Genomic DNA, 13,375 nt, shown 5'->3' on the forward strand with positions numbered 1-13,375 from the left:
TCACAGCACCTTGCGCAATCCAATCAGCCGCTCCACCGCCACGACCACACCGACGGAAATGAGGATGAGGATGACGGAAAGAGCGGCAATCTGCGGATCGGTGGAATATTCAAGATAATGATAAATTTCAGTCGGTAGCGTCGAAGACTTCACAGAGACGATGAAGAGTGAGATCGTCGCTTCGTCGAAGGAAATCAGGAAGGCGATGACCGCGCCGGCGATGAGGCCGGGTCGCACGAGCGGCAGCGTGATGCGCCACAATACCATGGCGGGCGATGCGCCGTGAACGCGCGCCGCTTCCTCGATACGGCGATCCACCGCCATCAGGCTCATGGTGATGGTGCGCACCGTATAGGGCGTGGTGATGCCGAGATGGGCGAGGAAGATGCCGGTATAGCTGTCGAGCAGGCCAAGCGGCCCAAGCACCAGCATCACACCCACGGCCAGCACGATATGCGGCACGAGGAAGGGTGCAAGGATCAGAAAATTGAGCGCGCCCTTGCCGCGGAATTCGTGCCGCGACAGCGCCAGAGACAGAAGCAGCCCCGCAAAGATCGACACGAAACCGACGAGCAGGCCGATGCCGAGGCTTCGCCAGAAGGCGCTGATGAACTTGGCATTGGCGAACACCTTGGCATAGGAGCCGAAGGAGAAACTTTCCGGCGGAAACGCCAGATATTGCCGCGTATCGAAAGAAATGATCAGAACGACGATGATCGGCGCCAGAAGAAACAGATAGAGCAGCGTCAGCAGCAGCGCGTGGGCGAGACGTCCGAATTTCGCGTCCATGGTCGGCCTCACGTCTCAAGCGCGCGCATGGCGCGCTGGTAAATCACGATCACGCTGCCGAACAGGACGAGCAGCAGCACGGAAAGTGCGGCCGCCAACGGCCAGTTCAGCGTCACCGTCGCCTCGTTATAAACCTCCGTGCCGATGACGAAGACACGGCCACCGCCCATGAGGCGCGGCGTGACGAAGGAGGAGATGGCCAGCACAAAGACCAGAAGGGCGGCGGTCAGAACGCCGGGCAGCGACAGCGGCAGCACGATGCGAGTAAACACCCGCAGCCGGTTTGCCCCGAGCATGGCGGCGGCCTCCTCAAACTGCGTGTTCAGCCGGCCGAAACCGCTCAGCATCGCAAGGATCGCATAGGGCATCAGGATTTCGACCAGTGCGACGGTCGCGCCGAAATAATTATTGGTCAGCCGGACGACGCCGTCCGTCAGCCCGGAGGATTGCAGCGCCGTGTTGATCACACCCCTGTCCCCCAAAATGACCATCCAGCCATAGGTGCGCACCACCGAAGAGGTGAGAAGCGGCGCAACGGCAAGTGCGGTCAGCACACCGCGCCAGCGGCTCTGGGTGCGGGCAAGAAAGAGAGCGATGGGATAGGAAAGAACGACCGCCAAAACCGCGACATTCACGCCGAGATAAAGCGTGTTCCAGGCGATTTTCCAGTAGAAAGGGTCGAAAAGAACGGTGCGGTAGGATTCGAGCGTCCAGTCGCCGCCGCGAAGGGCGGCCATCGCCGAGGACGCGAACGATGCCCGCACCAGCCAGATGAGCGGCAACAGGAAGGTCGTCAGCAGCGCGACAAGACCCGGCAGGAGCAGAAGAAGCAGGATGCCGCGATGCGATGCACCGCCACTGGCAGAATGGCTTGCCACCGCCATCAGGCCGCCTCCCCGATCAGCGTCACATCCTCGGGCGCAACGGAAAGCGTCACCCGCTCCCCCCTGGCCGGCAGGGCGGCGGCATGGGTCGGCAGATCGGCCTGCAGGCGATGCTCGCCCGCGCGCACGCCGAGCGTCAACACCTGCCCACGATAGGTAACGTGTTCGACGATGCCGGAAAAGGCGTTGACGCCTTCGCCCAGCACGAAGCGGTGCGGGCGGACCAGAAACCGCGCTTTCTGGCCAGCAGGGATTGCGCCTGAGAAATGCAGGACACCGAGACCGGGGATTTCCGCCCGGCCCGGCGCAACCACGGTACCCGCGAGAAACGAACCGGCACCGATGAAGGAGGCGACGAAATCCGTTTTTGGCCGGTCAAAAATCTCGCGCGGCGTGCCGATCTGCTCCAGCCGCCCTTCCGACATGACAGCAAGCCGGTCGGCCATAGACAGGGCTTCATCCTGATCATGGGTGACGAAAATGCTGGTAACGCCGGTGCGGTTCTGGATGTCGCGGATTTCATCGCGCATCTCATCGCGCAGTTTCGCATCGAGATTGGAGAGCGGCTCGTCGAACAACAGCAGCGCAGGTTCGATGACGAGCGAGCGGGCGATCGCCGCCCGCTGCTGCTGGCCGCCGGAAAGCTGGGAGACACGCCTTTCGCCAAGGCCGGAAAGCTTGACCAGATCAAGCGCCCTCGCCACGCGGTCCTTGCGCTCCGATTTTGGAATGCCGCGCATTTCCAGCCCGAAGGCGATGTTTTCCGACACATTCATATGCGGAAACAGGGCATAGGCCTGAAACACCATGCCCATATTGCGCTTATGGACGGCGGTTGCGGAGATATCGCGGCCATCCAGCCGGATTTCGCCCGATGTTGCCGGGATAAGACCGGCGATCATACGCAGGATCGTCGTCTTGCCGCAGCCGGATGGCCCCAGCAGCGCCAGCATTTCCCCGCGCGGCAGGGAAAGGCTGACGTGATCCACGGAGGGCTTGAGGGCGCCCGGATAGGTCTTCACGAGATTGTCGATCTCGACATGATGATCGGCCATGGCGTCCTCTGCTTCCTGTCTCAATTGGCCGCGATGACCTCGCGGTTGATCCGCTGTATCCATGCCGAATATTTGTCCGCCACGAAGCTCCAGTCGAGCGAAGACTGCGCTGCCTGCGCTTCCTTGCTGCCATATATGCGTGCGGCGACCGGCTCGCTCAGAGAAACCTTGCTGTTGACCGGGCCGTAGAAGCTCTTTTCGGCGAATGTCGCCTGCGCCTCGGCGCTCAGCGCATAATTCACGAAAAGCTCGGCGGCCTCCTTGTTGGCGGAACCTTCGACGAGACCGATCGTGTTCGTCTGGCCGATGGAGCCTTCCTTCGGCAGGCCTACGCCGATCTTGCCGCCCTGCGTGTCATGCAGATATTGCGCGCGGCCATTCCAGCAAATGGAAAGATCAACTTCGCCGCTCTGCACCACCGCATAACAATCCGGCGCCGGCTCGAAGGTCGAGACGCTCGGCGCAATCTCTTTCAGGAAATCGATGCCCGGATCGATGGAGGTCTTGTAGTCGCCGCCCTTCAACTTGGTGAGGATCGGCAGCAGAATGACGCCGCGGGTATCGGAAAGCTTGGCGGCGATCTTTCCCTTGTATTTCGGATCGGCAAGATCGGCCCAGCTTGTCGGCGGCTCCTTCACCGTTTCGGTATTATAAAGGATGGCAAGATTGTCCTGCGAGAACGCGATGGCGCGGTCGCCGTCGATGCGCGCCCATTCCGGCTGGTCTGCAAGGTTCGGCACCTTGGCGGCGTCGAGCCTGGTGAACAATTCTTCCTTGTTCGCCTTGATCGCAACTGAAACGTCGATCAGGGCGACATCGACCTTCGGCTCGGCGCGCTGAAGGGTGAGCAACGCCAGCGTTTCGGCCGAATTCTTGCTCTGTTGATAATTCACCTCAATGCCGGGATGCTGGGCCTTGAAGGTGTCGATGATGAATTTCTGATAGTTATCCGCAAAGACGCCGGAGAAGCCGACGATATTGACGGTGCCTTTCGTCGCATCCTGCGCAAAGACGGTGCCCGAGAGCGATGCGATCCCGGCGGCAACGATGCCGGCGACAATCGCGGCCTTACGGCGCTGATGAGCATTTTTCATTTCAATTGCCTCCGTTTTTTTTGATATTGTCAGTTTATGGGCCGCCAGGCGGCATCCAGCACGCGCAGCCAGTTCTGGCCGAGAAGTTTGAGAACGAGCGTTTCGCTCCAGCCGCGCGCCAGCATGCGGGCGGTGATATTGGGAACCTCGCCAATGCGCTCGATGCCCTTCGGCTTGGAAATCTTGACGGTCGCGAATTCCGTCAACGTGCGCGCCGTGCCCTTGTCACGGTTGGCCCAGAGCTGCCAGGGACCGGGGCGCGGCCGCTCCTGCGAGAAATCCGTGCCGATGCCGACATGATCTTCGCCGACGAGATCAATGACATAGGCCATGGCATCGAGATAATCCTCGACCGTCGCATCATTTCCGGCAGCAAGACCCGGTGCAAAAAGACTGATGCCGATAATGCCGCCCTTTTCGGCGCAGGCCGTCAAAAGTTCATCCGGCTTGTTGCGCTTCACATCGCGCAGCGCGCGCGGCAGCACATGCGAGATGCAGACCGGCGATTTCGAGCGGGCGATGACATCCGCCGTGGTTCTGTCGCCGACATGGCTGAGATCGCAGACCACGCCGACGCGGTTCATCTCCCCAAGCACTTCGCGGCCGAAGCCGGTCAGGCCGCTGTCGTTTTCTTCGAGATAACCGGCACCGGAATAGTTCTGGGTATTATAGGTGAGTTGCATGATGCCGACGCCGAGATCCTTGAATATCTCGACATAATCAAGCCTGTCCTCAAGCGGCGAGGTGTTCTGCCAGCCGATGATGATGCCCGTCTTGTTTTCCGCCTTGGCCGCGTGAATATCGGCCACCGTGCGCACCGGGCGGATCAGGTCGTCGTTTTCGCGCAGAAAACGTTTCCATTCGCTGACATAACCGATGCCCTCGCGGAAATTTTCCCAGATCACGCTCGAAACGTTGACGGCGGTGAGGCCGCCCGCGCGCATGTCCTCGAATATCGAGCGGCTCCACTGGCAGGTTTGCAAACCGTCGATGACAATGGCTTCATTATGGAGTTTTGCGGCATCGGTCATGCGGATGTCCTCACGGCGGATGAAAATTGCTGCTTGAGCGCCCCAAGGGCGCGGCTGGCGAATTCCAGACGGTCCTGCCCCCAGAAAAGCTCGCCGTTCACCACATAGGTCGGTGTTCCGAAAATGCCGAGGCGCTCGGCCTCAGCGAGATTTCCTTGCCACTCCGCCACGATGTCTTGCCGCTGCGGATCGCGCACCAGTGCCGCAGCTTCAGCACCGAGAACGGTCTGCGCGATAGTGCGGAGTGTGTCGAGATCGGCAATGTCGCGATCTTCGCTCCACAATGCGCGCTGGATGGCGAAGGACAGGCTGATCGCATCAAGACCGGCCTTCTGCGCGGCGATGACGAGCTGGGCTGCACGTTCGATGGTGGCGCAGGGGTAATATTTCGGTGCAAGATTGAGCGGCATGTCGAGATAACGACGCCACCGGTCCAGCTCCACGGCATGATAATTCTGTCGGGCATCCGGGCGGTTGCGCAGCGGAATGCCGCCATTGGCCTCAATGATGCGGATGGGGCGCAGCACGATGGCCGCCCCATGGGTGCGGGCGACTTCGACCGCCCGTGGCGCGCCGAAATAGGCCCATGGTGAGGAGATGCCGTAAAATATCTCCAGTTTCAGCACCGGTTCAGCCATTGGCATGCTCCCTTATCTTGTCCTGCGCATCCGCGTCGCGCCATTCCTCGCCGGTGATTTCAGCGGCGTCGTGGTTCATGAAAGTATCGAAATGGCGGGCGCGATCTTCCACGAACAGCGAACGGGCGATGCCCTGCGCCAGACGCTCCGCCCCCTGGCTGACGGCCGGAACGCCGCTGGTGATTTTCCCGTGGGACGGGACGGCCGGATAGGCAAAACAATGAATACGGGAAATTGTCTCCGCCTCCGTGGCGGGCAGACCCGGTTTCGGCAGAAATTCGAAGGCCGCGCCGAGATAAGGATAGGACCCCAGCGCATCGTTGCTCTGTCCGGCAGGCGGTCGATAGGCGTCGCGCCAGAGCAGGACGCGGCCGCTCAGGGTTGCAAATTCCGGCCGCCGGGCAAAATCGACATCAAAGCCGGTGGCAAAAATGATAGTATCCGCCGGATAGCGACCCTTCGGCGTCTCGATTTCCACCGCATCGCCCAGTTCGGTCAGGCTGAGGATGGGACTGGCCAGATGGAAGAAGGCGTTGGCGTGGCGCGAGACCCTGAGGACGCTGTGACGCGGCGGCGGTATCTGCGTGCGCTCCGCTTCGACCATGAAGGCCCAGCGATCTGCATCTGGCAGGCCGATATAACCATGGGTCATGCCAAGGCTGGCGACGCCGCCGAATTTTTCCACGCGCGGAATATCGGCTCTGCGAATGAAGAGATCGACGCGCGCAGCCCCTGCCTCCAGCGCTGCTGCCGCATTGTCCATTGCCGAAGCGCCGGCGCCGACCACGGCAACACGCTTGCCGCGCAATGCGCTCACGTCGAATATATCGCCGCTATGGCGCACGAAGCGGGCGGGCACCGTTTTCGCCACGTCCGGCAGGCGCGGCGCACCGAGACCATCAAGCCCCGTTGCCAAAATCACCCGACGCGCCAGAACATTGCTGCGGCCTTCCGGCCCCTGTAGTTCGAGGTCGAGCAGACCATCCTCACGCAAACCGAGGCCGGCAAGTTCGGTATCGTTGCTCACCGGCAGCGCCAGCACAGTGCGATACCAGACCATGTAAGCCATCCACGCTTCACGCGGGATAAGCTGCATCTCCTCATAAGCGGCTGCGCCGAACTGCGCTTCGAACCATGCGCGGAATGTCAGGGACGGCACGCCGAGAGCGGGACCTGCAAGTTCCTTGCGAGTGCGCAATGTTTCCATGCGCGCGCTCGTTACCCACGGCCCTTCCAGCCCGCTCGCCGCCTTGTCGAAAGCCCTGATATTATCGATCCCGGCAAATGACAGGGCGGCAAGCGCGGTGAGCCCGCAGAGCCCGGCACCGATGACGGCGACATCCAGCACCTCGGCACCGCCGAGATGGGTGCGCGGCACCCACGGCTTTGCCGGCCGCTCGAGCAGGGCAAGTTCCTGCGCAAGCTTCGCCTCGAGCGCCGGCAAGCCACCCGCATCAGCGGACACAGCATTGTTTTTGCGATCTTCAATCATGTTATTTCTGAATTAATGCGCGTTAAACATTCTATTTAAGCATTATAAGAAACACAGAAGTGCGAATGCGGAAAGCAAAATTCTTCTAATCATTTGCGGTTTTCAGCAAATTTTGGCGCAAGCCGCCGGAAGCGCGGCTCGGTCGCCCGCCTGTCGCGGCCAACTGGGGGTGAAGCTCTTGCCCCACCGGCCACGCTATCTCGCGAAATAAAGAATTTCGGAAAAAATCTTTCGGTTTGCAAATCATAATCGGAATAGTCTTTGCCGCGCCAAGTCCCCGGCAGGGATATCGTCGCGATGACGACCGGGCCTGCCTTCGCCTGCCAGAGACCATCGGCAAGACCAGCAGCCCGGATCAGAACCCACGACGAAAGAGTGAAGCCCCATGGCAAATGATCGCAAACTGCATCTCGGCGCCTTTATGCGGCCCGTCAGTCTCCACACTGGCGCATGGCGCTATCCGGGTTCCTTCCCGGATGCGAATTTCAATTTCGCCCATCTGGCGCGCTTTGCACAGCAGCTTGAAGCCGCGAAATTCGACGCCTTCTTCATGGCCGATCATCTGGCGGTGCTGAACATGCCGACGGAAGCCCTGCGCCGCAGCCATACCGTGACGTCTTTCGAGCCATTTACGCTGCTTTCGGCGCTCGCCGCTGTTACTTCCCGCATCGGGTTGGTCGCCACCGCATCCACCACATTCGATGAGCCCTATCATGTGGCACGGCGTTTCGCCTCGCTCGATCACCTCAGCAATGGCCGCGCCGGATGGAACATCGTCACCACCTCAAACCCGGATGCGGCGCGGAATTTCGGCCGCGACGAGCAGCCTGATCACACCGAGCGTTATGGGCGGGCGCGCGAATTCTACGATGTCGTCACCGGTCTCTGGGACTCCTTCGCTGACGACGCCTTCATCCGGGATGTCGATAGCGGGTTGTTCTTCGATCCTGAACAAATGCATGTGCTCAATCACAAGGGACCGGAATTTTCCGTGCGCGGGCCGCTTAATATCGCCCGTCCGGTGCAGGGCTGGCCTGTGATCGTTCAGGCCGGCGCATCCGAGCCGGGACGCCAGCTTGCCGCCGAAACCGCCGAGGTGGTTTTTGCGGCAACACCCACGCTTGCGGCAGGAAAGGCCTTTTATAAGGACGTCAAGGACAGGACTGTCGCCGCAGGCCGTTCCCGCGATGACATTGTCATCCTGCCGGGCGCTTTCGTGCTGGTCGGCGAGACCGTGGAAGAGGCGAGAGCCAAACGCGCCAAGCTGGACAGTCTCGTCCATTATGACAGCGCCATTGCCTCGCTGTCGATCGCGCTCGGTCACGATGTTTCCGGCTTCGACCCCGATGGTCCGCTGCCTGATATTCCGGAAACGAATGCCAGCAAATCAAGCCGTGAAAGGGTCATCGAACTCGCCAGAATCGAAGGACTGACGGTGCGCCAGCTGGCCCAGCGGCTGGGAGGCTATGCCGGTCTCGCCTTCGTCGGCACACCCAAAACCATCGCCGACGAGATGGAGCAATGGCTCCACGAAGAAGGCTCGGACGGTTTCAACGTCACCTTCCCCTTCCTCCCCGTCGGCCTCGACGACTTCACCACCCAAGTGGTGCCGGAACTGCAACGGCGTGGGCTGTTTCGAAAGGACTATGAGGGGCCGACCTTGCGTGACCATCTGGGGCTGCAACGGCCGGCCAATCGTTTTTTCCCTTAAATAACGGGCCATCGCGCCGATTGCGACAAAGCTAGGGAGATTTTCCACACCCGCCCTGAAGTTTGGCATGAGGTTCCAGAAGGGCGGATTGACCTCAAAAACACCCGCCCGTACCTTTTAATTACACAAAATACATAAATTAGGTGAATTAATATGAAGGCTGAACATTCCCGCCGCCAGATCCTCAAATTCGGCATTGCCGGTGCTCTCGCAGCACCGTTTGTCTCAGGCAGTGCGCTGGCACAAAGCTCCCCGGATTTCCCCGCCGAGCTGAAGCTGGACTGGGGATTTTACTCCTCCCACACGCTTTTGATAAAGAACAAGGGCTGGCTTGAGGAGGCTTTCAAGGATGTCGGCACCAGGATCACCTGGGTGCAATCCCGCGGCAGCAACAATTCGCTGGAATTCCTGAAGGTCGGCTCGACGGATTTTGCCGGCTCGGCCGCACTATCCGCATTTCTGGCTCGTGCCAACGGCGTGCCGCTGAAGGTTATCTATGTGGCAAGCTGGGGCGGCTCCTCGATCATTCAGGTGCGGCCGGATTCGCCAGTCAAGACCGTCGCCGATCTCAAGGGCAAGACCATTGCGGTCACCAAGGGAACGGCGCCCTATTTCACACTCGTCCGCGCCCTTGACCAGAACAAACTGTCGATCGACGATCTGAAGGTCGTGAACCTGCAACATCCTGAGGGCTTCAACGCGCTGCAGCAGGGGCAGGTCGATGCCTGGGTTGGTATCGATCCGCATACATCCCAGGCCGAGCTTGCCGGCGACAGGGCAATTTTCGACGAGCGCAGCTGGCGCGATGGCAGCGTCTTCAGCGTGTCGGAAGAGTTTCTGGCCAAGCACCCGAAAGCGGTCGAGCGCCTGCTCGGCGTCTGGGTGGAAACGCAGAAGTGGATCCGCGACAATAACCGCGAATTCATCGATTTCGTCACCAAGGTCACTGGTAACGATGCCAAGATCACCGAGCTAACGATTAACAAGCGCGACTGGAAGGACCCCGTTCCGGGCGAGGAATTGCTGAACTCGATCCGCATCGTTACGCCGCTGTTGGGCGACGACGTGCTGCGGCCAGGCGTCAATGTCGACAATGTCCTTTCATCGCTGATCGATCCGGCACCGGCGAAAAAGGCGCTTGGCGCATGAATTCCCATCCGCGCGAATTCCGGCGCGTGAAGCAGACTGAAAAACAAGCCTCCTCCCGACTGCCGCTTTTGCAGCGGGCGGGGAATTTCCTTGGGCGGTTCGACCTGCGCGGCGCGATCGTGCCGGTCGGCTCATTGGTGTTGCTCGAGCTTTTCGTCCGTTTGGGCTGGGTCAGTCCCTATGTGCTGCCGCCGCCCTCCGAGCTATACGAGACGTTTCTGCGGCTTGCCGAAGGCCCGTTGTGGACGAATGTCGCGGCCAGTACCGCGCGTGTCTTTGTCGGTTTCGTCATCGGCTCTCTGCTGGCAGTCGTCGTCGGTTCGCTGGTCGGACTGGTGATTGCCGCTGAACGCTATCTCGAACCGACGTTTCAGGCGCTCAGAGCCGTTCCGAGCCTTGCATGGGTGCCGCTGCTGATGATCTGGTTCGGCATCGGCGAGACCTCGAAAATCGTGCTGATTGCCAAAAGCGCGTTTTTTCCGGTCTATCTCAACCTCTTCTCCGGCATCCGGAATGTCGACCGCAAGCTGGTGGAGGTCGGCGAGATGTATCGCCAGCCGCTGCCCGTTCTGGTGTGGCGGATTTTCATTCCCGCCTCTTTGCCGCATCTGTTCACCGGCCTGCGTTACGGGCTGTCGCTCGCCTGGCTGAGTGTCGTCGCAGCCGAGCTTCTGGCCGCCTCCGAAGGCATTGGATACATGCTGTCCGACGGGCGGGAACTTTCGCGGCCCGATCTGGTGATGATCGCCATTGTCTGCCTTGCGGTTCTGGGCAAGATTTCCGACAGCCTGTTCAAGATCGTCGAGGAGCGCTGCCTGCGCTGGCGTGACACCTATTCCCTTCACGACGGAGGGCGGCTGCGATGAGCCTGCTCAATGTCGATGTGCGCGAAAAGGCTTTCGGCGATACGGTGGTGCTTCAGGATATCCACCTGACGCTTGGCGATGGTGAAGCGGCGGTTCTGCTTGGCCCCAGCGGCTGCGGCAAGAGCACCTTGCTGCGTATCGCCGCCGGTCTCGACCGGCGTTTTTCCGGCACGGTGAAGGTTCAGCAGGCGGAGGAAGACCAGACCTCTCCTCCCATCGCCTTCGTGTTTCAGGAACCGCGCCTGATGCCCTGGCTGACGGTTGCCGAAAACATCGGTTATGCCGCCGGCAGGAAATATGATGTCGAGCGGGTGGAGGGCCTGATCAACGATGTGGGCCTGAGCGGCCACGCTGGCGCGCTGCCGAAGGCCCTTTCAGGCGGCATGGCGCAGCGGGTGGCCATCGCAAGGGCGCTCTATACCCGGCCGCGCATCTTGCTGCTGGATGAACCCTTCAGTGCGGTGGACGCCTTCACGCGGATGAAATTGCAGGATCTGGTGCTGAAAATCGTCGAACAGCGCGGCATTTCCTTCCTGCTCGTCACCCACGATATCGATGAAGCGCTCTATCTCGGTGACCGCATTTACATGATGGGCGCCCAGGACGGCCGCATCCAGCAGCGGATCGAGGTGGACGTGCCGCGCCCGCGCGACCGAAGGTCACCGCACCTCGCCAGCCTCAAGAACGAGGTGCTGACCGCCCTGCACAACGCCCACGTCATCTGAGGGCGGCGGCCTCACCCGAATAATCGGCGTGAAGCTGGCAGGCGAGGCTGAGCAGGGTAAAATCGGCGGCATCGGCAAGCCTGCGGCCGGTCAGCGTTTCGACCCGCTGCAGCCGCTGGTAGAGCGTGTTGCTGTGGATGTTCAGCGCCTGCGCCGTGCGGGCAACGGACTTCCCCTCCTGAATGTAACGCGAAAGGGTTTCATGCAGGGAGCGATGCCTGGAATCGCGCAGCAGCGGCGCCAGAATCTGTCGGGTGAATTCCATGATATCCTGCCGCGCCCTGCCCTCCAGCAACAGTTCCACACCCATGTCGCGGTGGCGCAGAAGCCCCGATTGGCCGCGCCGCAGCAAAGCCTCGCTTGCCTGCGCCGCCATTTCCCGCGCGGCGGGGTGGCCTTCATTCGCGTCATAAATCTCGCTCGTGCCGACGCAGATGGCCTCCTTGTCGGCAATCTCGGCAACCGCCCGCAGGTTTCGCTCGAGCGCCGCAACGGTGGAGGCGGAAACCAGCATGACAATCTGCTCGTCTTCGTGAAAGATAAGGGAATTCGACGCCGTCATTGCCTGCTGCAAATCTGACTGGGACTTGTAGAGAGACAGCCGTGGATTGGCCGAAACATCGCGGCGCGGACCCCGCGCCACAAACAGCTGATGATAACGATCAAGCCGAAAGCCCTGATGGCTGCGACGGCCATCGGGGTCGACGCCGGCGGCAAGCGCTTCGAAATGCGCCTTCCGGCGCGCATTCAGTACATCCATCCGCGACATATCATGCACGAAGTCCAGCGCCACGAATGTCGCCAATGTGCCGAAAAGCACTTGGTGGAAACCGGCATCCCCCGAGGCTCTGAAATGAAACTGGCCGACAGGCGCTTCGGCGACTTCCACTGTCTGCCGCAGTGTTTCACCCTCTTCCGTCCACCCGGCGGAGCGGTAATCAAGACCCAGTACGCTCTCAAAGCGGAAATCGACGCGAAACAGGTCGGCAACGGCATGAAGCTGCTCCGTCATGCCACTTCCCGCTGCGAAGATGCGCAACAATGCCTCGTGCAATGCGACGGCACGGTCCAGCTCGGCATTCTTGCGTGCAAGATCGCTGCGCATCTGCTCCAGTCGATGCGACGTGGCAACGGCGTTCTGATAGGCAAGCGAGCGCTGATAGGCGACTGCGATCTGCGTCGCCAGCGATTCCAGAACCGTCCTGTCGAACACCGAAAACGCACCGTCGCTGGAAAAACACAGCGTCGTTAACGTGCCCAGACGCTTACCCTCCGCCATGACGGGAACGCAGAGCAAGGCATTGGCGATCTCCGACCGCTCCATGAAAGACTGGCTTTCGGGACGCATGACGCGGTGCGCTGCAATGATGTTCTGCCTGCCATTGTGAATGGCCGGCTGGCCGGTGGCGAAAACCACGCCCGAAACGGACTCATTCGGCTGGACGCGATAATGGGTATAATCGTCGGGCAACCCCTCATGCGAAACAGGAATGAGAAAACCGCTCTCCTCGTCAAACAGGCGAAAGACCCCGGCGTCGCAGTGCGGCAGCACGTTCATCACTTCCCGCAGGACGTTATGGACGATCTCCTTTTCATCCAGCGAATTGATGACCGCTGAATTGACCGAAGCCAGCATTTCGAAAGTTCTTGTCTGAAGGGCGATAACCGCTTCGTGCACAGCCTGAAGGATTCGCCCCGTTATCTCCTCGCCGCCCTCCCCGCGGATCGCAAACTCGGTGCGCTTGGCGGTATAATAGGAATGATCGACCGAAAGATTGAGGCTTTCTTCTTCGCGTTCAATGACATGGGAAATCAGGCTAGACGATTCCCGGCCATCGGCATCGATGGTTCTCAGCTGAACGGCCCGCGATTGCATCAGCTCCCGCAGGACTGGATGCGCATGGAGATCAATTTTCAAGCGCACCGCCTCCTGTGTTAACG

Annotated in this window: 12 protein-coding genes; 4 read left to right on the forward strand and 8 right to left on the reverse strand. The window is 60.6% G+C overall.

From position 1 onward, the window contains the following. Genes FCH38_RS20140 through FCH38_RS20170 form a run of 7 tightly spaced genes read right to left on the reverse strand, consistent with a single transcriptional unit; the run spans position 1 to position 6,983 of the window. Positions 1-789, reverse strand: coding sequence for an ABC transporter permease (locus FCH38_RS20140; protein WP_149901344.1), 789 nt, complete (start codon positions 787-789; stop codon positions 1-3). Between the two features lie 8 nt (positions 790-797). After that, complete coding sequence (locus FCH38_RS20145) at positions 798-1,673, reverse strand: ABC transporter permease (protein ID WP_174374908.1); 876 nt, start codon at positions 1,671-1,673, stop codon at positions 798-800. Beyond that, positions 1,673-2,728 carry an ABC transporter ATP-binding protein gene (locus FCH38_RS20150; RefSeq protein ID WP_174374909.1) on the reverse strand — a complete coding sequence of 352 codons (1,056 nt, stop codon included), beginning with the start codon at positions 2,726-2,728 and terminating at the stop codon, positions 1,673-1,675. Before FCH38_RS20150 ends, FCH38_RS20145 begins: the two co-directional genes overlap by 1 nt. 20 nt (positions 2,729-2,748) lie before the next feature. Further along, positions 2,749-3,822 (reverse strand): ABC transporter substrate-binding protein, encoded by a 1,074-nt coding sequence (locus FCH38_RS20155; protein ID WP_174374910.1) that lies wholly within the window; start codon positions 3,820-3,822, stop codon positions 2,749-2,751. A gap of 29 nt (positions 3,823-3,851) precedes the next feature. Continuing rightward, entirely contained in the window at positions 3,852-4,853 is a 1,002-nt protein-coding gene (locus tag FCH38_RS20160) for a dipeptidase (RefSeq protein ID WP_174374911.1), read from the reverse strand. Further along, positions 4,850-5,491, reverse strand: coding sequence for a 2-hydroxychromene-2-carboxylate isomerase (locus tag FCH38_RS20165; RefSeq protein ID WP_174374912.1), 642 nt, complete (start codon positions 5,489-5,491; stop codon positions 4,850-4,852). Before FCH38_RS20165 ends, FCH38_RS20160 begins: the two co-directional genes overlap by 4 nt. After that, positions 5,484-6,983, reverse strand: coding sequence for an NAD(P)-binding domain-containing protein (locus FCH38_RS20170; RefSeq protein ID WP_174374913.1), 1,500 nt, complete (start codon positions 6,981-6,983; stop codon positions 5,484-5,486). Before FCH38_RS20170 ends, FCH38_RS20165 begins: the two co-directional genes overlap by 8 nt. A gap of 385 nt (positions 6,984-7,368) precedes the next feature. Here FCH38_RS20170 and FCH38_RS20175 point away from each other — a divergent pair, with 385 nt between their 5' ends. From FCH38_RS20175 to FCH38_RS20190, 4 genes are all read left to right on the forward strand, one after another. Further along, positions 7,369-8,694 (forward strand): LLM class flavin-dependent oxidoreductase, encoded by a 1,326-nt coding sequence (locus FCH38_RS20175; protein WP_174374914.1) that lies wholly within the window; start codon positions 7,369-7,371, stop codon positions 8,692-8,694. A 153-nt stretch (positions 8,695-8,847) separates the two neighbouring features. Next, a complete protein-coding gene (locus FCH38_RS20180) occupies positions 8,848-9,843 on the forward strand; it encodes an aliphatic sulfonate ABC transporter substrate-binding protein (RefSeq protein WP_174374915.1) in 996 nt (331 codons plus the stop codon). Next, the gene (locus FCH38_RS20185) at positions 9,840-10,709 is read left to right on the forward strand and encodes an ABC transporter permease (RefSeq protein ID WP_174374916.1); all 870 of its coding nucleotides are present in this window, start codon (positions 9,840-9,842) and stop codon (positions 10,707-10,709) included. Before FCH38_RS20180 ends, FCH38_RS20185 begins: the two co-directional genes overlap by 4 nt. Further along, a complete protein-coding gene (locus FCH38_RS20190) occupies positions 10,706-11,434 on the forward strand; it encodes an ABC transporter ATP-binding protein (RefSeq protein WP_174374917.1) in 729 nt (242 codons plus the stop codon). Before FCH38_RS20185 ends, FCH38_RS20190 begins: the two co-directional genes overlap by 4 nt. Here the strand turns inward: FCH38_RS20190 and FCH38_RS20195 are convergent. After that, on the reverse strand, positions 11,427-13,352 hold the full coding sequence (locus FCH38_RS20195) for a helix-turn-helix domain-containing protein (protein WP_174374918.1): 1,926 nt from the start codon (positions 13,350-13,352) through the stop codon (positions 11,427-11,429). The genes FCH38_RS20190 and FCH38_RS20195 overlap by 8 nt on opposite strands. Positions 13,353-13,375: the final 23 nt, after the last annotated feature.

The organism is Agrobacterium tumefaciens, from assembly GCF_013337285.1.
Classification (GTDB): Bacteria; Pseudomonadota; Alphaproteobacteria; order Rhizobiales; family Rhizobiaceae; genus Agrobacterium; species Agrobacterium burrii.